The sequence below is a fragment of the Pseudochryseolinea flava genome (genome assembly GCF_003286915.1).
Lineage (GTDB): Bacteria > Bacteroidota > Bacteroidia > Cytophagales > Cyclobacteriaceae > Ohtaekwangia > Ohtaekwangia flava.
In genome coordinates this window covers 244,529-267,631 of record NZ_QMFY01000006.1, presented here as the reverse complement: position 1 = coordinate 267,631, position 23,103 = coordinate 244,529, and the positions used below count along the sequence as shown (strand labels likewise).

Genomic DNA, 23,103 nt, shown 5'->3' with positions numbered 1-23,103 from the left:
ATGTACCCCCCAACCAATTAAACCCTATCGACCTGCGACACCCAGGTTATAGAGTGCCGTAATTTCAACTTGAGACAATACTGTATTGTAAACGCGTACGTCATCAATCATCGCTGTTGCCCATGGATTCCAGTCTCTCTGCTCCCCGGCTTCTGCAAAACCGATGTCGCTCGACGCGAGGCTACCAAAAACAGCTTTCACAGGCACATCCATGATCATAATGCCACCCTCATTACGCGCATCGTACGCACCATGCGATGATCCATTTGCGTAGAGTTTATACTCATTTGTTGTTGCATTCCAGGTCATCACATAGTGCGCCCATTTTTTAGCACCCATAAACCATTTTCCTTTGTCCGTGTCATCATTGAACATGGCTAGGTTATCATTGGTAATTACACCACCCTCTGTGTGAGATCGCTGAAGATTTTTTAATTCCAATGTATCAGAAGAAGGCAAGTGGCGACTTGTTTCCACGCACGCATTGACATCGCCCCATACATCAGTAGCATTCGTGGGAATTAGCGAGAACAGGGACGTAAACCCTGAGTTAGCACTTCTCTTATTGTTTGTAATATTCACCCAGAGGCTAACGGTGTAATTATTGAGCGCATTGGCAGTATTGATTGCATTTATTGTAGGATAAACAAGTGCACCCTGATCAAGTTTCAATGCGTTTCCAATCTGGCCAGTTGTGTAAGTGACGCTGCCGTATGTATTGGAGGCTGCTGTATTTGAAATACGTTCACTGTTTGTATCATCGAAAGACCAGTGTGCAAGAAGATTTCCGGAGGAAACTTCATTAGAGTTATTATAACCATCGATTGGCGGAAGTGAATCATCGTCGTCACTACCACAAGAAGTGATTGTAGCCATTGCGACCACACCAGCCATTAACCAGTAATTCAGTTTAGTTTTCATTGTTAATTAATTTAGATTTTCGGGTTTATAATTTGATAGCGCTGTGAATTCGTCTCACGCATAACTTTGGTGAGCCACGTGGATCGCAGGTCGAATACATATCATCAGTTTAGGTTTATCAATTTTAGTATTGGTCGTTTTGTTTAAGTTTGTTTCCACTTAACAAAATCTGTGAAATCGGAATTGGCAAACGCTCATGTTTTCCGGCAACGAAATTTTTACCCGCAGCTTGCATGACTTCCGCTGCGCGACCTTGACGAACAAGATCCCAGAAGCGATCATGCTCCATTGCAAATTCGATTCGACGCTCCTGCCATACATCGTCTATATCTACACTTCCCAAGTCATCAAGTCCTGCCCTTTCGCGTACCTCATTTACACGTGCTGTTGGATCACCTTGCCCAAGTTCCAGCCCAGCTTCAGCATTGATCAGTAGCACTTCCGCGTAGCGAAGAATCTTAATGTTCTTGGGAAGATCTTTAGTACCTGGATCAGCGTAATTTTCCTTTGAGTTACTGGCATACGCCTTGTAGTTATAGTATAAATTCTGTACTGAATCGGAGCTGGGTATCCTGAATCCATCCCACAAAATTGTTCCATGATGCTCTCCAGAATTATCGACAAAAATGATCGTTGCATTTTTGCGGAGATCATCGGGTTCGTAAGCGGCGATCAAGCTTGTAGAGGGGTTATTGAAGCCCCAACCGAGATCATCCCAACCACCTTTTCCGCCTACACGCACGCCTTGTGCTGTAGTGTAGTTGTTGATATTGAGATTGGCGTTGTTAAATTCTCCCGTTTGAATTTCAAAAATAGATTCACTACTGTTATCTCCCGCTTGACGCCAAATGGTAGCATAATCTTCAACAAGTTGATACTGGTTGGATTCAATTATCTCTTTCGTAAGATCAAACGCAGGTTGCCATTCTTTAAGATACATATGCACCTTTGCAAGTAGAGCACCTGCAGCTCCCTTATTGGCGTGACCAACCAACGATTGAGATTTAACTTTTAGATTTTCGTAGGCGAAAGTAAGATCCGACTTTATACTCGTGTATACTTGCTCCTCTGTTGCGCGCGTTTGAAAAGCTAAATCGCTGTTCGCATCTGCTGCGTCGCGTGGAACCCGTAGCACCAATGGCACGCCGCCGTACATGCGAACCAGATTAAAATAGAAATAGCCTCGTAAGAAACGAACTTCACCTTTCAACTTATTTTTTTCTTCTTCACTAATAGATGCTGTTTCGAGCGCTTCAAGGGCTTTGTTTGCAGCACCAATAGCTTTGTAGTGTCCACTCCAAAGTGTTTCCGCAAAACGATTGGAGGGCGTCAATGTAAAGTTGTCGATATCGCCGACAGGAATTTGTTGATCACCGGCTGTACTTCCCTTGTCTGCGTCATCAGAAATAATACTCGTTACCGTGAGAAATGCAAACCCATGAACATCGCCATTGCCCCATGAGTCACCTTGAAGCATACTGTTGTACACACCTGTTACCAATCGTTCTGCGAGCTTAGGATCAGAAGATGTTGTTGGACCACCCTGAACAGGCACGTCTAAAAACTGATCACTACATGAGGACGAGACAACCGTGATGAATAGGAATATTGAATAGAAAATCTTTTTCATATGCGTCGAATTAGAAGCTAATATTGACCCCCGCTGAAATTGTTCTTGTTGTCGGATAAGCGCTGAGCTCTATCCCGGAATTGGTTGGATCGCCGGGCAGCTCTGCCGTAAACCCACTATACTTTTTATAGGTCAGAAGATTTTGAGACATCACAAAAACGCGTAGACTATTGATGCGTACGCGCTCAAGCAACGTTGGGCGAAGTGTGTAACCTATCGTGAGATTATTGATTCGTGCAAACGAACCGGATTCGATAAAATAATCTGAGGCGAGAAGATTGCCGGTGTTGGCTGCGGGTTCAGTTTGTGAACGAGATCCACTCGTCCATCGATTGTAAACCATATCACGCTCGATGTTATCCTTTCCATCAATGCGAACACCTTTCTTCCCATTGTAGACTTCGTTACCAACGTTACCATAAATGGATAAAGCAAAATCCCAGTTCTTATAATTCACACCCAAATTCAATCCGAAGTACGCTTTTGGTTGATACGATCCTGCGAACACCCGATCACTGTCGTCGATTGTACCATCGCCATTTTTATCCAAGTATTTAAATGTTCCGGGCTTTGCGGTAGGTTGAATCTTTTCTCCTTCATCATTGACGTAAGCGTTAACCTCGGCATCCGTATTAAATACACCTAAAACTTTCAGCACATAAAAACTTCCGACAGGCTGACCATTATCAGTGTATGTTGTAAAGCCTTGCGCCGCGCCAACACTTCCTCCCCAAATGGCTTGTCCTCCATTTAATGCAACCACTTCATTTTTATTAAAAGTGGCATTGGCACCGATAGTGTATGATAGTTTTGTGTTTATTTCACCTTTCCAATTGAGCACAACCTCTACACCTTTATTTTGAATCGATGCTACATTCGTAATGATTGCGTTATCATCATCACCAATCGTATTAAAGATTGGCACTTTGATCAATGCGTTATCGACTTTTTTATTATAGTAATTTACTTCACCCGACAATCTCGAATTCAACATTTCGAACTCAAGCGCTACATCATATTCCGTTGTTGATTCCCACGTGAGGTTGGGATCGATAAGTTGTTTTAACTGTGCTCCGTTCGTGGCAGGCGAAACACTTCCGTTGAAAGCGTAGGGTGTGTTTAACGTAACGATACTGGTATAAGCATCTGTTGGAACCTGATCATTGCCAACTTTACCATAAGAAGCGCGAAGTTTTAAAAGGTCGAATATATTCTGATCAAGCATGAATGCCTCTCTGCTGGCGATCCATCCCACACCAAATGACGGATACTGTTGCCATCGATTTTTTCCAGGGAGCCGCGAACTTCCATCCGTTCGAATCGTTGCCGTTAGTAAATATTTTTCATCGAACGCATAGTTCAATCTTGCGAGATAAGAGTTACGAGACCATGCTTCACCTTTACCATCGTTTTGTGATGTATTGGCGTCGCCAACATTGATATACCATAGATTTTCATCTGGGGGAACATCTTTCCGAAGGGCCGAAATCCAATGCTGCTTGTACTTCTCTGCTGTTGTTCCGATGAGTAATGTGAATGCGTGCTTGTCAAAGGATTTCGTAATCGTCGCGGTGTTATCCCATACCCAACGAAACGACTGAATCTGTTTTACATTCAGACGACTCAGTGGATTCAATTGATTGCCACCCGCAATGAGGAATGTGTTTTCATCAGCTCTGAACTCATATGCGTAAACACGATTCAAACTATTTTTCCAATCAGCGCCTATGGATGTACGAAGGCTTAGCCATGACGTTGGTTTTACTTCGAGAAAGGATGATCCTTGAAGTCTGTTCTCCAACACTTTTACCCGATTATTACTTACGTCTAGTAGCGGGTTGCCCACATTCTGAAAGGCTGATGTATTTCCATAGCGCCCACCAACTTTACTGGCAATGGTTGGCGATGCACGGTAAGCATTGTTGTATACAGCACCGATATTTCCAAATGCGTCAATGTCGATATTGTTAAACCCATTTTGGTTTTCACTGCTACCGTACGATGACTGCAGTCCAAGTGTAACTTTATCATTGATTTTATAGTCGCTGTTGAGGCGAAGTGTTAGTCGTTTGAATTCATTTCCAATAACGATACCTTCATCTTCCAGATAACCGGCATTGATGAGGAACGTTGATTTGTCTGTACCGCCAGACAATGAAATATTATGACTCTGTTGCAATGCAGTGCGAAGGATGGTATCATACCAATCGGTGTCATAGTCGGATTGTGGAACAATTTCACCCGTCGCTGCCTGAACATAGTTTCTATACTCTTCAGCATTCGCCATCTCCACTAAGTTTGATGCCTGACGAATACCGATGTTATTGTTATAATTAATTTTAAAAGCTCCAGCCTTTCCCTGTCGCGTTGTAATGATGATCACACCATTCGCACCACGTGATCCATAGATGGCAGCAGACGATGCATCCTTCAGCACATCCATACTGACGATATCGGCGGTGTTGATGTTAGATATATCGTCTGTGAGCACGCCGTCAACAACAAAAAGTGTTGTCGTTCCTCCTAGTGCTGTACTTAAACCTCGAATACGGACCTGTGGTGATGTACCAGGTTGTCCGCTGCTGATGATCTGAACGCCTGCCACCTTACCCTGCATTGCCTGCGTTGCTGTGAGCACCGGTTGCTTAGACAATTCTTCTCCTTTTACCGAAGCTGTGGCACCGGTTATATCCGTTTTTTTCTGAATACCGTAACCGACAACAACCACGTCGGCAAGCATCGTAATGTCTGCCTCGAGTGTTACGTCAACAACCGTGCGGTCCCCCACCTCGACAGTACTTGTTTTATACCCGACAAAAGAAAAATTGAGAACGCTTTCTGTGTCGGAAAGATCGATGGCAAAATTTCCATCGAGGTCCGTTGTCGTACCTTTACTTGTGCCCTGAACAACAACGTTAGCACCCGGAATCGGACTACCGTCCTGACCATCCTTTACACTTCCCGTAATGCGACGACTTTGACTGTGCGCATGAAAAATGGTCATGCCGAAAAGAATGAAAAGTAGAAATCTCACCATAAGTTTCACTTGCGGCAGCGGCTGGTTTTAGCTATCCGCAGAAGTGAATTTTGGAGTTTGCAATCGCTTTCCAACGATTTTTTTAAGAAATCACGCTTTTTGCATCGATTTCGGGCGTTTGGCATCACTTTGTTTTTTGCGGATAAAAAACATTGATTTCAAACGTTTTCGGGCGTATTTGCCGCAGCTCTCCTCGGCTCTCTTCTAGGAAAAAAACATCATATTTTGCCGGATAGAAATAAAGTTTCCAAATCAGCAAAAACTTGATTTATGTCATTGCGGTGCCAGCGGAATCCGGTTCAAAAAAATGTGAAGGTTATGTTGAGATTAGGCTGGCTGACCGATATTTCCCTTGGTTTTCTTCGACGAGGTTGACTGATCATGTATCATGATCACCTCTTCCCACCTCGAAATTGTCATCCGTCGGCCCTTCTTTTCTGAGTCCTCGATCCGCTCGAGTACTTTGTGTTTGAAGGCCCAAACCGTATTGACCCGCAAATCGAGTTGTCCCGCGAGGTCGTCTAACGTGTAATCCTTTTTGCCAGCAACGGTGAGGTAGGCTATATAAAACGCCTTTTCGATCGGAAACTTAATGCTATGAAAAATGGTGAAGGCCGTGACGGATTCGTTGTAGCCACATCGTGTGCAACGTTTGGAAAACTTTGTTGCCCCGTCGAAAAACTTCTCATTGCTGCACTTACGACAATGAAATCCTTTCTCCCATTTCAATGTATCTAAAAAACGATAGCACGCGAGTGTATCCGGATACAGCGTTTGAAACTGCTGATAGTCCATCGTCTTTTCCATCAGGCGTTCATTGAGTACTTCCTTGATGCTGTTCTTAAGTTTCCAGTTATCGAGGTCAAGAATGGAATTGATTTGATTGATCTCAAAAGCTTGACGTTCCAGCTTTTGATTACTCTCTTCGAGCTGTCGGTTCTTTTGGTTAATCTCTGTGGTGCGTTCTAAAACTTTCTGCTCAAGCTCACGGTTGACTTTGTCCTTCAACACCATGTTGACTTCTTGCTGATGGATAGTTCTTTTCAGCGCGCGATCACGCATGTCTTTTAAAATGCGAATTCTATCACCCATCGCAAACGTGAGGAAAAGCATTTCCAGCACGAAACTGAAGTGTAAGCTGTAGTGTAATGCCGTGGTGAAGGGCAGTAAGTTAAAATACACCAGGGTACGGACGAAGAATCCCGTGAATAACACGCCATAAGCAATCACGAAAAATCGCGCCGGTCGATAACCTTGTCGCCATACCGAAATAGCCGTGTAAAAAATCATTGACAAAGGAATGATTTCGATGTTTCTGTACGTGAGCAATTCTGGTACGAAGAACAGTTCAATGATGAATAATACCGTTCGTGCGATAATCATCCATTGAAGGATTCGATCAAGTTTAGGTGCATTTGCTTTCGTTCTGAGAAATCGGCGCGTGAAGACGAGGCTCCAAATAATTACAGCGTACAACGTTACCCCTACTGCATAGTCATTCCACTGCGGATGATTGGGCCATAAATATTGAAATCCAATGCCATCATAACTCATGGCGTATGCCGCGACACTCAGTATATACAGTATGTAAAAAATGTTCTTTACTTCTCTGATCGCCAAAAAGACCAAAAAGTTATAAAGACTGATGATCAAAATCATTCCATAAAATGTGCCGAAGAGAAAATATTCATTCAGTGCGTAGTAGATAAATCGATCGACAGACCTAAATGCAATTCGGATATCTGCAAACTCATGCGAACTCACTTTAAAGTAGTAGTACATCACGGAGTCCGATTTCATATCGAGCACCATCTCATAATTTTTATGAAGCACTGATCTGGCACGAAAAGGCTTTTGGTCACCCATTTCAATATTTACGTAGGAACCATCGTGGCGTGGGATGTAAGCATCAATGTGATCGATCGTCTGATCATAAAATTCTAACAGCCACACCTTACGCGAGGCCGTGTTATGTCGGATTGGAAGGCGGATCCAATACGAAGCATCTGGCTTGAAGTCTTTGTTCTGATAGTTGGGATTGATCTTAAAGCGATTAGAGAAACCCGGCGACGAAATTTCACTGAAGGTTAACGAATTCGATTCATCAAGAAAAAAGGGAATTTCAAAAGGCATAAAATTATGCTCCGTCTTATTGTCGTCGACCTCAACGACTTGCTGAGCGAAACTCGCGAGACTGAACGCGCTCAAGTATGCAATGAAGAGTATTCTTCGGAACATGATACAAGGTAAGCAATTGTATTCAAGTGTTCACACGTTTGCAAACGCTATGAAGAAATACCGGCCCATCATACACATTTTACAAATTCACGAAACTATCTACAATCATTCGACGTTGGGAACTGACTCGCGGTATATCGCCGCATCGTTGGTATCTTTCACGTGAATACAATTTAAACACATGAGCACTTCAAATATCGCTTTCATTGGACTCGGCAACATGGGGCACCCGATGGCAAAAAATCTTATCACCGCGGGGTTTCAATTACATCTTTATAATCGTACACAAGGAAAAGTCCAAAAACTTGGCGGCGAGAATGTACAACATTTTACGTCGATCGAAGAAGCGGTTCAAAACGTTGACGTTGTAGTAACCATGCTGAGTGACGATGCTGCTGTGAAAGAAGTGCAAGTAAAGATGTTGCCACATTTACGACAAGGCGCGGTACACGTTTCGATGAGTACCATTTCAGCGGCAACGGCATTGCTACTGGAAGGATCTGCGAATCATTTCGGTGTCGATTATATTGCTGCACCTGTCTTAGGAAGACCACCTGCAGCGGCTGCGAAGCAACTTTTCATTTTATGCGCTGGAAATTCCATGGCCAAAGAGAAAGTACAGCCTGTTCTCAGCGCACTTAGCCAACGCATTTTCGACTATGGTGTTAAGCCATTCACTGCTAACATCGCGAAGCTTTTGGTAAACTATCAAATCTTCATAACGACCGGTATGCTAAGCGAAGTGATGTTGGTTGCAGAGCGAAATGAAATCGACAAAGCAGCACTTTTAGAAATGATGACAAGTACAGTATTAGGCTCGCCGATTGTAAAGAATTATGGTAATATGATCGTTGCCGAAAAAGACAATCCCAACGGGTTCGCTACACGCTTAGCAAGCAAAGACCTAAAACTCGCATTAGATACCGCCGATGCAAGCAACGTTCAACTTCCTTTAGGCGAAATCATGCAATCACATTTTAAAGCCATGATTGATGCAGGATTTGGCGAGCAAGATCTCCCGATGTTAATCAGCTTTTTACGCGAACGTAAAGCAGGACGTCAAAGCTAAGATTAAAATCACAGTGTCTGGTCTTGGATAAGTTCTTCACCGGCTAATCCTTTGTAAAGATTTTGAAGCTGGTGAACATACTGCACAGGAATTTGCACCTTTTTAAAGTTTATAGAAAAAATCCGGCTGTCGCCATGACGTTGGAGTATATCGAACATCGTCATTCCTGGAGCAACTTTTCGCCAGATAATGGCTGTATCATCGCTCTTGTTTTCAAAACCTAGACGGACAAACCATTGATCTGTCAATGGAATACCACGAAGTTGAAAAAGAGGCACACTTCCATTACCCCGATCATCAGGTTTGGAGAAGAGCGCTGAATCATTCGTTTGAAGCGTCTTAATCTGGTCTTCGAACATCGGGGATACAAAAAAGTCCTCTACGGATTGCGGGCGCTTTACCCAATTGCCTACCTGGTATTCAATTGATTTCATAGGCGGTCAATATAACAAATACGCAGAAAACTAATAATGCAACTTCTGCTCGTCTATTACGTCGACCGCAAGAAACTCCTAAAATATACCTCAATTGATAAGCCCTTTACTCCATATTGAACTGATGACGTCCAGCTATTCCAATAAGGGTAACGCTGTGTCATAAAGCTTTAGATTCCATTCAAGCTCCTGCCGAATATTGCGCTCATCTTTGACTGGTAACGGATTTTCGCCAATCCATTTCCGCAGCATCGATATCTCAAACAAGCTCTCAATACCGTAGCGTGTAGATTTTGTTTCCACGAGCATTTCTATCATCCAATCCGCAGGACCGAATAATAGCTCTACTTTCGTTTCCGCACTCCGATATTCAGCTACAATAGCCCAACCTTTTTCAATGACCCGTACGTGTTCCAATCGTCGCAAGTTGAAAGCATGCGTAGTATCAAGCAGTGCTTTCACAAATTTGGCCTTCATCAGTTGATCAAATGACTCTTCCATACAAGATCAAACTCAACGGTGTATCACTGACTACTTCATTTCGTCAATCTGTTTTTGAAGCACTATTACATAGCGCGTGAGTTCCTCAATCTTCTTCAGCAAAACAGTATTCATCTCGCCAATTTTTACGCCTTCACGCTCAACCTCAAGGGCGCTCGGCACGTCCGGGAGATGTTTATGCTCCGATATGTACGCATCAAGAGCCTTCAAGTCCATTAAAGGATAACCCCCATCAAATACATAGTCCGGCCAAGCTGCTTGTAACTTAATCACAACTTCTTCAGCGATGATTCCTCCGCCAACAGCCAACTTATACGGTGTAGATACTTTGGTGGTGCCGATGCTTACTGCGCCTGTGGTATAGTTAATATTCACACCGGCAGTAGTCCATTGCGCGCGACATACATTCGATGATACTCCACAAACAATTAAGACGATCAATAGATTTTTCATAAAGGCTAACGGTTAAAATTGACAACGATTATTCTACAGCGAACCAAATACTTCCACGCAGATATAGTTAACTGAACGCAAAATTTTCTTCGAGATAAAAAGCGTGAATACAATACGAAGGATGAAAATTATTTAAACAAGAGCAACATAACACGCAACGGAAAACCTGATTGTTTTTGAATGATATCACTACAGTATATTCATGTGTTGTGAATCATGTGCTTTTAATCACAAAAAAAAATTCCTCGAGGTATGCCCCGAGGAATTAGTGTTTAAAATATGTTGATACTAAAACTTGTAGGCAAAACTAACTACAAAATTTCTAGGCTTCTGTGGATTCACCGACCAGTAGCCAATGTAGTATTCTTCATCGAATACATTGTTCAAATTAAATCCGATGCGGAACTTCTCGGGATGATAAAAGATGCTAGCGTTAAAAACTTTATAGCTAGGCAAATCGAACACGCCGGTGAGCACGCCGTCAGCGACGCGGTATTCACTTGCATAATTCCCACCAACACCAAATCCTAAATTCTTCAGCTTGCCGAAATTAAGCCGATAAGTTGCCCAAAAATTAAATTGATCTTGTGGGCCTTGTCCTCCCGGAACCGTTCCTGGCTGACTATAAAAATCTTCACTCGCGCCCGCAACATTCAATGTTTCGTTGTGGCTGTAACCCGTGATCAGGCTAAACCCTTGAAACAGATTTGCTGTTACCTCAATTTCAAAACCCTTACTCTCAACCTCACCACCTTGAATTGAATTGTACGGACGAACAGGATCAGTATATAATCGATCAAACACGTTGATGTTATAGTACGATGCCGTTGCAAAAAGTCTGTCTCGTAAAAGATTTGCTTTCACACCGGCCTCCCACTGATTAGCGTGATCTGCTTTGAATGGTTTATAATAATATCCGACTTTACCGTCCGGATCATCGGTTACAAATGACACGCCGTTGTTATGAAAAGCTGTCTGATAATTTGCAAACACCGAAAACTTCTCCGGTACGATTTGATACACAACACCAATTTTTGGAGACAATACAAATTCATCGTACGCATCACCTTCTGTCACTTTATCTCCTTGGGTATAAAAATAATCCGCACGCAAACTTGCCAAAACAATTAGTTGATCAGTAATATTCACAACATCAGAAACGTAAGCTCCGAATGCTGCAAATGATGCGCTATTATTATCCGAACCCGCATCCATCAACACACTATCGACAATGGCTCGCGTTAAATAAATTTCTTCGCCGGGTACTAAGCCTTGCGGTGTCACATTTCGAACGAACTCATACCCTATACCGCGGTTATCAATCTCCTGATGGAGGTAGTCGAATCCTATCAACACGCGATTTCTAACCTTACCAATTTTAAAGTCACCGTTAAAATTCTGCTGAACATTGGTTGTAGTTCTCGACTGTTCAACGTCTGTGAAGCTCTGACTAAAAATATTATCGCCTTCATCACCAGCCCATATATAGGTATAGTATCCATCAGACTTCGCTGACCCACGAGAAACAACAGATTGAGACGTCCACTGATCAGATATTTTATAAATCATCTGCGCTTGAATACTCGCGCGTGGATTCTTAATCGATAGATCATTGGTTGTAAACGAAAGATTTGTATTCAGATCAAGTTCGTCTACCGTTTTAAATGTAAGCGGTTCATATCGATTGCTATGAAAGAACACAGGCGCCACAGCTCGCTCCTCTTCCAAAATTTCCGTATTCACTAAAAACTTCAACCGATCATTTACTTCATAGGCTAACGATGGCGCAATGAACAATGATTTTTTAAAGCCTGCATCTTGAAAACTTCCCTCCGTGTGGTAAGCCGCGTTGACACGAAGTGCAACACGATCTTCTTGGCTCAAAGGTGCATTAACGTCAGCGGTAATACGACTCAATCCGAAGCTTCCAATGCTGTAGGCGATTTCACCACCTTTTGTAAAATATGGTTTCTTGGTGACCACGTTAATGATACCACCGTAACTTGAATAGGCCGTAGCGTTCGCACCAAACAATGTTGCAGACGGTCCTTTCATCACTTGAATCTCTTGAACGTTTGCAGGATCAAGATTTCCGTTGGTAATTGCAGGCAAACCATTCACCAACCCTGATTGTGACTCCAACCCACGTAGCGCAAAAAAAGCTGCACCATCGCCATCACGGCCTGTTGCTTCCCACGTTCTTGATATACCTGGAACGTTTCTGAACGCATCATCGTAATTGGTTATCGCTTGTTGCTTGAGAATTTCGGTTGAAACACTGCTGTAGGTCTGCGGGTTCTCCAACTTCTTGAGTGGCGTTTTCGCAACCATATCTTCTTCTTTGTTTAACTGTGGTCGCGCAGAAACAATTATTTCCTCCAGCGCTGTTGTGTTCTCACTGAGCGCAAAATCCACAATGGTCACGCGACCTGCAAGCACTTCCACTGTTTGCTGCTTAACCTCCAGTCCCACGAAAGATGCAACGACTACGTGGTTTCCTGGCGGGACGTTTTTTATTTCGTAGTTACCCTGCCAATCCGCCGTCGCCCCCTTCGATGTCCCCTGGATACTCACGTTCACAAAAGCAGCCGGATTACCATCGGAAGTTTTGACAGAACCGCGTAGCCCTCCCGTTGTTTGCGACAATGCTGTATAATGACATCCTATGATCATTAGGAAAAAGTAAATGTACTTCATCTTGTTACTTGGTATTTTTTGATTTTTTTAACCGCGCCAAAGATGAAGTGACATGTACAACTATTGCAAAGCCGTTTCAGTTTTTTTGCCGCTAGCGATCCAAAATACCCTGGGCAGGGTAGCCTAGCGAGGGGACATTTCCGGAAGTGTTACTTCTTGCGGGTAGTACAAAATTGGGAGCAAGAACTTCTAAATATTACAAAGGATTCAGGCGCGCTTATTTGAAGTAACATCAGGAGTAATCATTGTTTGAACAGCAAGCCACTGTCCATTTTCCTTCACAAATACGGTTGACGAAATTTCGGCCTCACTGAACTCATGTCCTTTCCACACACCAGCACTAATACCCTGTTGAATGATAAGCCCCGTGTCGCCATAGACACGAACGCGCAAGGTTTTTGATTTCATTTTAGAATGCTGTAAGTCGCCTGATCGGACTTGCTTTAAAAAAGTTTCCTTGTTCGTAAAGTTTCCATCGCCCGAAAAAATAAGCCACTCGTCGTGCGTGTGCTTAGCCATTTCATCGACATTGTTTTCTTCAATTGCTTTATTCCAAAGCAAATCGGTTTGCAGAAGTGATTCTTCAGTAGATGACATGGCGATGGATATTATGATTCATACAAACAAAAAAATATCATGCCGCGAGCAAAAAAAGCGCACGAGAAAAAATTACTTCTTTGCTCGTGCGCCTGACTGTTCTAAAAAGATTAAGCTTCAACAGCAACTTCTTGCGCTACCTCTTCGGTAACATTTTCGCTACCATTTTCTTTTGCCGGCTTCACCTTCTTCACTGACTTGTCGACGATTTTTTCAAGTGCACCGATCGCTTCTTGCACCGGCTTCAATTTCGCCAACAATTCCGCTTCATCTTCTTTCAATTTCTTTAATGCATCCATAACGGGGCTTTCTTTAACAATAATTTCCTTCGCCATAATCACTTTTTGTTTTTTTTTCTGGGGCGCTAAAATACAATCATTTCACGCACGGCAATGTGGAGAAGTTAGAAAGTTATCCACCGTGTTTTCACGTGACAAATGGTGACACACCACTACTAAATGTTTTCATCTGACCAAAAAAACATTAGGATACTCTGACAAAAGAAAGACTCGAAGAAAATTCCCCGAGTCTCCTGGTCTTAAACCAATTATACAACTGAACACTTACTACTAGTCTGCTACTACAGTCGGCTTGATCGTCGACTCTTGCTTTAAACTTGGGAATAATTTGATAGCAACGAAATAAATGATTAACGCTGAAAGCACACCCGTGAGAAAATCTGTAAGCGGAACCATTGCTGCTGTATACACCAACATGGCAAGTTCGAATCTCCCTGCTGCCTTTACTTCCTTTATCTCTGCAGGCTTAATCATGTTTGATGCAACCCATAATAAAATTCCACCGATACATGCCATTGGAACAATTTCCAAATATGGCGCCACATAGAATGCAAGCACCAGTTTCAATACGCCTTTGAAATATCCTGCAAACGGCGTCACAGCACCTGCTTTAATCGATGTCGCTGTTCGTGCCAACGCTCCTGTACATGGAAAACCATTTAACAGCGGCGTTATGATTTGCACCAGACCTTGTCCCCAAAACTCTTTGTCTGCATTGAATGGCGTACGTTTATTATTTGCAAGCTTATCAGCCATGGAAGAGCACAATAAACTTTCAACACCCGACACAAATACAATTGCCGTAACAAAATATACAATATCGACTACCAGCGTTGCCGAGAACTCGGGCATGATCGGCGGCGTAAACACGAAGAAGTTGTTCGGTATCGTTCCATAAATATCACGAATAAGAATAATGCCTTTGTCTTTTAACAAGGTTGCTGAAGCCAATGTAGCGGCTGCGATTGAAATCAGTGGCGCTGGAATAAAAATCGAGACCTTCAACAGATAACGTGTCAGGAAGAATGTTGACAACCCGATCACCACAGACCAGATGTTGATAAAATTTAAATGATGAAGTGCCGCACTGATGTTGTGTAAGAAACCGCCTTTGATATCTTCATCTTGCCCAATCGTATCCGCTACAGTTTCTATACCGAGGATATCTTCAAAATTTGTAAGCGCAATCGCGATTGCAATACCGACAGTAAATCCAACCACGATTGAATTCGGAACAAGCTTAGCGTACTTTCCAAGTCCTGAAATACCCATGATCATCAACACAACGCCGGCAATGATCGACACCACCACGAGAAATCCGTGCGCTTGTTCTGCGCTGCCGGTAATGGCCGTGTACTTTGCAATGAGACTTGCAATGAGCGGAATAAATGCTGCCGTCGGACCATACACTTGATATTTCGATCCACCAAAAGTTCTTCCGATTATACAGGCTAACGCTCCTGCAATTATTCCTTGCTCGGGACGCAAACCCATCGCCATTGCAAATCCCATCGCCATCGGGATTGCCGTCATGGCCACAATCAAGCCCGCACTAAAATCGCGATACAATGTCGTCTTCCAATTATGCTTCTCAAGATCTTCGAAGCGACTATCATAAAGCGTGAAAAAAAGTTTGAGTCGTTCCCGCCACGTGGTGGTGGCCTGACGTTCCGATTGTTGTACCATAGTTATCTTGCTTTATTCAGGTTGTAAAATAATTCACTGAGTATGTTGTCGCCCCAAGGACTACGCTCTTCAACCAGCGATATGACCGTTGACGGCAGCTTACTGTCTTGCATATAGGGAACTGGATCGAAACATTTTTTTCCGTAGACTAAGCGTGCATGCGGAATGAACATCTCATCGACATCGTTGCCCAGTAAGAAATTTTCGAACGCAGCTTGCGTATTCCCGGTAAAGATTTCGAAGCGCATCGACCGCACGCGCTTTCCGTACTTATTACAAATGATTTCGCACGCTTCGTGAAACTCTTCGCTACACAATTCATCCACGAGTTCTTCTTTTGAAAAAAAGAGCATATTGGAAATGTTGTTCGACAAAAACACGCCGGTAAACAATACGACATCAACTACACAATCGGCATTTCGATCGATGGCATGCTTTACTACTTGAAGAGAATAAATGGAACAATCCGTGGGGATTAGAATCGTTTTTCGCACAGTCTTATATGTTTGATACAAGACTAGCAGCACCGCATTAGGCCCGTGTAAGAGCCAGATTAAAGCGCTTTAAGAAGTACATTAAAATGTGTTAAGAATGGGAAACGTTTTGTCATCGGCCCACTGGGAAAGATAATTCTACAACGGTGCCGTAACCAAGCTTCGATTTCACGCTAATCGTGCCTTTATGAATACGCACAATATTACGCGTCAACGGCAAACCAATACCATAGCCTTCGAAGTCAATCGTATTGGAAGCTCTGAAAAATGGATCATAGATAAATCGGATTTCATTTTCCGGGATACCAATGCCGCGATCCGTCACCACTACAATGACGTGTGTATCGGAAATGCCGACAAAAATCTCGACGGGTTGGTGATTCGAATATTTACATCCGTTACTCACAATGTTTGATAACGCCAAGTGAAGAAGTTGCTCGCTGCCATTAATGGTGAGTAAATCAGGATTTTCTGGCATGAGCTCAATGTTAATCATCACTTGGCTCTTCGGATTCATTTGCTCAATCGTAGATTTTACATCCCAAAGCAATTGGTCGACGCGCACCGACCTGAACTTTTGTTTACTTCCTTCGAATCCCGTTTGTGCTAAAAACAATAGCGATTTCGTGATGCGCTCCAAACGCTCCGCTTGATGCGATATTCTTTTTAGAGAATCACGATATTCCATTTCGTTTCGCTCTTTCGATAACGCGACTTCGGATTCTCCGATGATTGCTGTTAGCGGCGTCGCGAGTTCATGCGAAGCGTTACTTATAAAATTATTCTGCGTGGCAAAAGACGCTTCGAGACGATCAAGCATGGTATTAAACGTAACCTTCAACTCCTTGATATCGTCGTTTACACCTTCCACATCCAATCGCACATGCAAATTATCTGAGTTGATATCGCCAGCCTGACGTGTAATTTGTCTGACTGGTCCAAACACGTAGCGTGAAAACAAAAATGAAACATAGAGCACGATCAGTGAGATGAGCACAAAAGCAGCGGTCATAATCGTGCGCAAGTTGGCCACGTGGTGAGAATAATAGTAACTCTCTGCAGAAACGATTACGATGTATGATCTTCCTTCTTGCTGGTGACGAATTCCGGAATAAAAAATTTCATCACGCCGATATTCAGCAGCACCCTGCTCAATTACATTTCGAAAAAATGACGCAGGCAATCCCAACGTATCAGCAAGCGTTGCGTTGAAATCGGATTTCACTTCAATGAAGTAATCGATTTCATTGGGGAGTTTCTCTAGGATTCGATCACGCATCTCTTGGTAAGCCGAAAGCGATGTACGCTCATCCTCCAGTTTGATTCGAGCGGCAAGTTGCGCACGTGTTTTGAGTCGCTTATAAAAATCCGCGAAAGTATATTGCATCGCGAAATAGTAAACTGCAGCACTCAACATAATCATAACAGAGATGGTGAGCGAGAAAAATACCAGTGCGATACGGGTTTGATTTTTCATTCGTTCTTTAAGACATATCCCATTCCGATCACAGTATGAATCAATCTTGGGAGCCCATTTACTTCCAATTTCTTTCGCAGATAATTTACATATACATCCACGACATTGGTATTCATTTCAAAATTTACGCCCCACACGTCTTCAAGGATTTCAGCACGAGAAAAAACCTTTCGTGGACTTTTCATCAGCAACAGCAGCAATCGATACTCCGTGGATGTACACGTAATTGTCTCGCCATTTCGGATGACCGTTTTGGTAGTATCATTCAGTTCGACGTCTGCGAAGCGATATACATCAGGATCTTCTTCCGTCGCCACACCGCTTTCCGATCTTCGAAGCAAGGTTTTGATGCGGGCCAAAAGTTCGATAAACTTGAAAGGCTTTACCAAGTAATCATCCGCACCCGTTTCTAACCCAAGCACGACGTTCTCTGCTGTTCCCAGCGCGGTGAGCATGAGAATTGCAACCTTCCTGTTCTGCTTTCGAATTTGTTTGCATACTTCGAGACCATTCATCCCCGGAAGCATGATGTCAAGAATGATCATATGATAGTCGCCTGTGAGCGCCATCTGCAAACCCTGATTACCATCGAGGGCAACGGTGACGGCATATCCCGCTTCTGTAAGCCCTCGCAGAACAAAGGAAACGACGCTGCTTTCGTCTTCTACCAATAGAACTTTTCTCATTCAAATGTGAATATAAGTGTAAGTATATCGCACGAATCTCCATTTGTCAAGTTCGTGCGCATCCACGCATCAAAATAGAAACCCATAATGCGTATCCATACGATCCACAACTTCGTTGGCGTTTAGCTTCTTCTTCATAAAGTTGTCCACTGGATTTCCAATTTGTTTTAAACGGTCGGATATTGTTTCACTTCTTGCATTATCAATCATCGTCACATCATCAATTTCTTCCCATAGCAATGGCGTTGCAACAGAAGCCGTTTCTCCCGATGTCAGTGAATACGGTGCGATAAATCCCTGCCCCATGTTGTTGGACAAAAAGTGCAGCGTCGCTTTACCATAGGTATAATCTTCGGCACCCTCTAAGGTTACGAGATCTGGAATTTTTAAGTGAACGAGCTTACAAATGTATTCCGCGACAAGCATACTCGACTCAAATTCAGTTTTTCCATCGAGCGGCAAATAGATATGCACGGCAGAACCGCCATTTGTCATCATGTATGACGGAAACTTTAAGCCGTTGAGGACAACTTTCAGCACGCGCGCAACTTCGATCGCCTTTGCGATATTATAATCGGGTGAATCAATTTGAATAACAATGTAGTCGGGCGCATCGATATTTTTTATTCGCGAAGGTGTCGGACAGAATTCTATACAGCCGAGTTCCACACACGCTAACAAATGCTCTCGATCGTTCACCAATATTACTGGTTGATCAGAAATTTCAACGTGCGCGGACTTAATCCAAGACGGCACTTCTCCAACACCATGTTCTTCCAATAATTCAGTTGTTAGGATAACCGGCTTGCGGAATGCATCATGATAAAGTTTCACCGATATCGGGCGATCTTTTAAAAATGGAAGAATGTAGTCTGACATGTCGTTATAATATTTCAGCACATCTTCCTTGTTCAATTTTGCTTGCTTAAAAATAACGGTGTCAAGCGACGTAAACGTGAGTTTATTCTTCAGTTTAAAATTAGGTTGCGCCGGGACTACCGCATACTTCTTTAAAGTCTTCTTATCAGTCGGTTTCGTTTTTTTTGACACAGGTTTTTCCGACGTCAACTTGGGCATTGGCAAATTGATTTTGTCTACCTTCTCGCGCTTACGCGTGGCGGGCAAATTCGGAATAGACTTGAACTCTTTCGCTACAGCGTCATCAAATTCAAAAGGTGACTCATCCCACGATTTGCTCAACCCACTTCTGAAAAAGTAGATCCCAGGAACATCATCACTGGCGTGTAGCTGGTGGGTGGTCGATTCTAAATTACTCAACACCGTTTCGTACCCCATCTCGTAAAACACTGCAGCATCACCCGGAATAGCCTCGACATTGATGCGTTCTTCGATGGACTGCCCTGCTTTGGTAATGTAAATTCGAATGAGTTTTTCGCGATCATTTCTACGTTCACATTCTTTCACAATATGGAGAATGGTCTTAAACGGCTTGGTATTTTTACGGAGTAGCATGATTTCTAACCGACGTAAGTTTAACGCGTCATCTCGCAGTAATTAAAAAAATTCGGAGCGATTTATAAACTTATCGGCCGACTTTATTGATTGTAAACCACATAGAATTTCACCTACAACAGCCGTATCACGCGGCGGTGTTTGCGTGATTTTGTAGTTCAACGAACGACCTCAATATTTTTAAATTCATCGTCAAGCTTCACACGCGCGAAGCACACTAATAAAAACCACATGCCACCAGTCGAAATAAAGTTCCGTATTCTTGCGCCATGAAATCGAAATTCTCGGCATTTTTTGTAGCCTTCGTTTTACTCCCGCTTCTTTTTAACACCCACACAGCACTAGCACAACGTCAAGCGCGTGGCAACGCCTTCTCAGATTCTGTAGATGTGTCTGTTGGTGAGTATATGCTACACGTTACCTCGTTATTTCACAAAATCGATTCCATTCGCACGATGGCCAGAACCAATGGCCAAACCCGCGACACAAAAGCGAACATAGCCGAAATCGAAAACGTATTACAGTTTGTGGACGGAAGCCTGAATCGCTCGAGTGCGTCGTTTAGTTTGAGAAATTTGCAGCTTTTAGAACTTATTCTGGCCAACGCACACGCCGAACTAAAAATCGAGAATGAAAAGTTAAATGTTAGCTATCAGATATTGAGCAAGCTCAAGACCGAGCTTATTAGTATAAGACAAGACTCAATCACCAAGCGTTTAATTCGCGACAAAGGCAAATTAAAATCCATTTACCCGCAACTGGCGGAATTAAAAAGAAACTATAGCCGCACTGATAGTCTGGTAAAAGTAAAACTCAATACCATAAGTGCCATCAAAGTTAGTGGTGCGAGTCATGAGATCACCGCTACCCTGTTGGCATCCGATATTCGAAAAGAGAAACGTAACGCAACACAGCGACTCTTCGGCAACGAAAAGCCATCACTATGGGCAGCTGGCAGCGACACCACTGACATTAAATCTGAAATTGAAAGCGCTTATGATACAGAACGAAAAGCTTTGCACTACTACTTCAAAGAATTTAATGGTGAAATCTTCTTCCTCCTGCTCTTCACCACATTGTTCTATTTTTGGATACGACAAAATTTAAATCGTGTAAAACGTGCACAACAACTAGATACCCTGACTGGCAATGGCGTCTTCATCATCGTGAACCATCCATTGCTAGCCATCGTCGCCGCTACCCTGTGTCTCGCACCTTTCTTTGATTTACATGCACCGGCATCATACATCGAAATTTTGCAATTCTGGTTGCTCGTCACGATGACAATTCTATTCTACAAACAATGGCCAAAAAACAAATTCAAAGAATGGATTTACGTTGTGGTATTGTATCTCCTGGTCATTTCTAGCTCCCACTTATTTCCTTTGGCGGCGTTGCAGCGTTATGTCATGGTTGTTCTAAACGTGCTTGTGATATTCCTTGGACTATCATTTGCCAAGCACATTCCAGACTCTTTCCCGATGAAACGTTTTACACGTTTTGTTATGATCGTCGTTGTAGTACTCAACGTTATCGCTATCCTCCTAAACATCTTTGGACGCGTTTCACTATCACAAGTATTTGGAACTACCGCGATGTTTGCTTTCACCAACGTGATCGCGCTATCAGTATTGGTACAAGTTTTAACGGAATTTATTACGCTTCAAACACAAGCACAGCGGATTAAACATGAGATCCCTGGAACCATTACGCCAGCTACAATATACAAGAGCTTTCGCATTCCGTTTCTTGCAACCGCGATCATGTTGTGGCTTATCGTATTCACAACCAACTTGAATATCTATGATGGGGTGCATCGGTCGTTAACGAAAATATTTCAATACAACATTTCATTCGGCACAAATGCTATTTCACTTGGAAGCATTATCCTGTTCGCGTTAATCATTATGATGGCGCATTTCATGCAACGTAACATCGGATACTTTTTGGGCGACATCGGCGAAGATGATGGCGATGTATCCGAGCAACGCTCAAAACTGATTATGACGCGGCTGATTCTACTCATCTGCGGCTACCTTTTGGCAATTGTTGTATCGGGCTTGCCGATGGATCAAATCACCATCATCATTGGCGCATTGGGTGTAGGTATTGGTTTGGGTTTGCAAAATATCGTCAACAACTTCGTCTCCGGTGTCATCTTAATTTTCGATCGACCATTGCGCATCGGCGATACGATCGACGTTGGCGGAAAAGAAGGACAAATAAAAGAAATCGGCATTCGCTCAAGTACTTTACTTACGTCGGATGGCGCAGAAGTTATCATCCCGAATGGCGACATTCTTTCGCAACAAATCACCAACTGGACGCACTCGAATCCTTACAAACGAATCAATCTGACTTTAAAAATCATGACAACTCAGGAAAAAGATTTCGTTATCGATGTAATCGACAATGCGATCAAAGATCAAGAAGGGATTTTACCAACAAGGCCCGCGACGATCGTACTTGAGTCCGTTAAAACAGGTGAATACAACTTAAAGTTATTTATCTGGGCATCGAATGTGTCGCATTCAGAAAATCTGAAGAGTGAAGTTCGATACGCGCTATTTAAAGCTTTCAAAACGCTTAACATTGAAACGCTTTAAGCGCTTCATTTAAATCTCTCGCCACGTATTCTCTCGGTTGACCAATTGATCGAAGCGTGTACGTGGTTTCATATCGAGAAATGGATAGGTGACTTTCGACAGATATAATCCTTGAGGAAATGCCGATCTGACATCCTTTGGTGTTGCTGTCGTCATGAGGTAACTTTCAAATTCGTCGACAGATAAATTATTTCCTCCAACCTCTATCAATCGTTTTACGATAATCCTTACCATGCCCATCAAGAATCGATTCGCCGAAATTGTAAACTTCAGCCTTTCACCGCTATCATCAACTACAAGATTCGCATAAGACACCTTGCAGATTGTAGTTTTTGGCTTTGATGTGGTTCTGTAAAATCCGCGGTAGTTATTGTACTGTGACAGCAGCATGGTGGCAGCTTTCATTTTTTCAAGATCAAGTTCTGGTTCCTGATAGAATGAACTGACGCCATGCAAGAACGGGTCTTTATATCGGTGAATAAAATAATCGTACGTGCGCTGAATCGCATCAAGTCGCGCATTTGGTCGGCCGTGTACGGGAATGATATCGAACACTGCGATGTCGGCGGGAAGGTGTTTATTAACCCTGAACTTCAATTCCTCCACATCCAGCGGTTCTAGATCAATGTGAAAGAAGTATTGACTTGCATGTACACAGGCATCCGTTCTTCCGCACCCAAATATGGCGACGGGTAGTTTTACAACGCGTGCGATACACGTCTCCATAACGGATTGAACACTGGTGATCTGTGGTAGCTTCTGCCAACCACTATATTGTGTACCGTTATAACCGATATGAAAGAAA

At 43.0% G+C, this 23,103-nt stretch carries 18 protein-coding genes; 2 read left to right on the top strand and 16 right to left on the bottom strand.

Going from position 1 to position 23,103, the window contains the following annotated elements:
• Window positions 1-24 precede the first annotated feature (24 nt).
• The 4 genes from DQQ10_RS13860 to DQQ10_RS13845 form a co-directional block, all read right to left on the bottom strand.
• Window positions 25-921 carry a LamG-like jellyroll fold domain-containing protein gene (locus tag DQQ10_RS13860; RefSeq protein ID WP_112747473.1) on the bottom strand — a complete coding sequence of 299 codons (897 nt, stop codon included), beginning with the start codon at window positions 919-921 and terminating at the stop codon, window positions 25-27.
• A gap of 124 nt (window positions 922-1,045) precedes the next feature.
• Window positions 1,046-2,551 (bottom strand): RagB/SusD family nutrient uptake outer membrane protein, encoded by a 1,506-nt coding sequence (locus DQQ10_RS13855; RefSeq protein ID WP_112747472.1) that lies wholly within the window; start codon window positions 2,549-2,551, stop codon window positions 1,046-1,048.
• A gap of 10 nt (window positions 2,552-2,561) precedes the next feature.
• Window positions 2,562-5,588, bottom strand: a complete 3,027-nt coding sequence (locus tag DQQ10_RS13850) for a SusC/RagA family TonB-linked outer membrane protein (RefSeq protein ID WP_112747471.1) — start codon at window positions 5,586-5,588, stop codon at window positions 2,562-2,564.
• Window positions 5,589-5,915: 327 nt separating this feature from the next.
• A complete protein-coding gene (locus DQQ10_RS13845; protein ID WP_112747470.1) occupies window positions 5,916-7,826 on the bottom strand; it encodes a 7TM diverse intracellular signaling domain-containing protein in 1,911 nt (636 codons plus the stop codon).
• A 181-nt stretch (window positions 7,827-8,007) separates the two neighbouring features.
• Between DQQ10_RS13845 and DQQ10_RS13840 the strand changes: the two genes are divergently transcribed.
• Entirely contained in the window at window positions 8,008-8,895 is an 888-nt protein-coding gene (locus DQQ10_RS13840; protein ID WP_112747469.1) for an NAD(P)-dependent oxidoreductase, read from the top strand.
• A gap of 8 nt (window positions 8,896-8,903) precedes the next feature.
• On the opposite strand, the gene DQQ10_RS13835 is transcribed toward DQQ10_RS13840, so the two are convergent.
• The 11 genes from DQQ10_RS13835 to ligD all read right to left on the bottom strand — a co-directional run bounded on the left by DQQ10_RS13835 (window position 8,904) and on the right by ligD (window position 19,692).
• Window positions 8,904-9,329 (bottom strand): hypothetical protein, encoded by a 426-nt coding sequence (locus DQQ10_RS13835; protein ID WP_112747468.1) that lies wholly within the window; start codon window positions 9,327-9,329, stop codon window positions 8,904-8,906.
• 135 nt (window positions 9,330-9,464) lie between these two features.
• Complete coding sequence (locus tag DQQ10_RS13830) at window positions 9,465-9,830, bottom strand: hypothetical protein (protein ID WP_112747467.1); 366 nt, start codon at window positions 9,828-9,830, stop codon at window positions 9,465-9,467.
• 30 nt (window positions 9,831-9,860) lie between these two features.
• On the bottom strand, window positions 9,861-10,283 hold the full coding sequence (locus tag DQQ10_RS13825) for a hypothetical protein (protein WP_112747466.1): 423 nt from the start codon (window positions 10,281-10,283) through the stop codon (window positions 9,861-9,863).
• 288 nt (window positions 10,284-10,571) lie between these two features.
• Window positions 10,572-12,980 carry a TonB-dependent receptor gene (locus tag DQQ10_RS13820; protein ID WP_112747465.1) on the bottom strand — a complete coding sequence of 803 codons (2,409 nt, stop codon included), beginning with the start codon at window positions 12,978-12,980 and terminating at the stop codon, window positions 10,572-10,574.
• 207 nt (window positions 12,981-13,187) lie between these two features.
• Window positions 13,188-13,577, bottom strand: coding sequence for a nuclear transport factor 2 family protein (locus DQQ10_RS13815; RefSeq protein ID WP_112747464.1), 390 nt, complete (start codon window positions 13,575-13,577; stop codon window positions 13,188-13,190).
• 110 nt (window positions 13,578-13,687) lie between these two features.
• A complete protein-coding gene (locus DQQ10_RS13810) occupies window positions 13,688-13,912 on the bottom strand; it encodes a hypothetical protein (RefSeq protein WP_112747463.1) in 225 nt (74 codons plus the stop codon).
• A 234-nt stretch (window positions 13,913-14,146) separates the two neighbouring features.
• Window positions 14,147-15,562, bottom strand: a complete 1,416-nt coding sequence (locus tag DQQ10_RS13805) for a SulP family inorganic anion transporter (protein ID WP_112747462.1) — start codon at window positions 15,560-15,562, stop codon at window positions 14,147-14,149.
• A gap of 2 nt (window positions 15,563-15,564) precedes the next feature.
• Entirely contained in the window at window positions 15,565-16,056 is a 492-nt protein-coding gene (locus tag DQQ10_RS13800) for a hypothetical protein (protein ID WP_112747461.1), read from the bottom strand.
• A 112-nt stretch (window positions 16,057-16,168) separates the two neighbouring features.
• A complete protein-coding gene (locus DQQ10_RS13795) occupies window positions 16,169-17,533 on the bottom strand; it encodes a sensor histidine kinase (protein ID WP_112747460.1) in 1,365 nt (454 codons plus the stop codon).
• Window positions 17,530-18,219 carry a response regulator transcription factor gene (locus tag DQQ10_RS13790; RefSeq protein ID WP_112747459.1) on the bottom strand — a complete coding sequence of 230 codons (690 nt, stop codon included), beginning with the start codon at window positions 18,217-18,219 and terminating at the stop codon, window positions 17,530-17,532. Before DQQ10_RS13790 ends, DQQ10_RS13795 begins: the two co-directional genes overlap by 4 nt.
• Before the next feature lie 69 nt (window positions 18,220-18,288).
• A complete protein-coding gene (ligD, locus tag DQQ10_RS13785) occupies window positions 18,289-19,692 on the bottom strand; it encodes a non-homologous end-joining DNA ligase LigD (protein ID WP_112747458.1) in 1,404 nt (467 codons plus the stop codon).
• 269 nt (window positions 19,693-19,961) lie between these two features.
• Here ligD and DQQ10_RS13780 point away from each other — a divergent pair, with 269 nt between their 5' ends.
• Window positions 19,962-22,298: a mechanosensitive ion channel family protein gene (locus DQQ10_RS13780; protein ID WP_112747457.1), complete on the top strand. Its 2,337-nt coding sequence runs from the start codon at window positions 19,962-19,964 to the stop codon at window positions 22,296-22,298.
• 9 nt (window positions 22,299-22,307) lie between these two features.
• Here DQQ10_RS13780 and DQQ10_RS13775 read toward each other — a convergent pair whose 3' ends face one another.
• Complete coding sequence (locus DQQ10_RS13775; protein WP_245970408.1) at window positions 22,308-23,024, bottom strand: tRNA pseudouridine synthase A; 717 nt, start codon at window positions 23,022-23,024, stop codon at window positions 22,308-22,310.
• Window positions 23,025-23,103 lie beyond the last annotated feature (79 nt).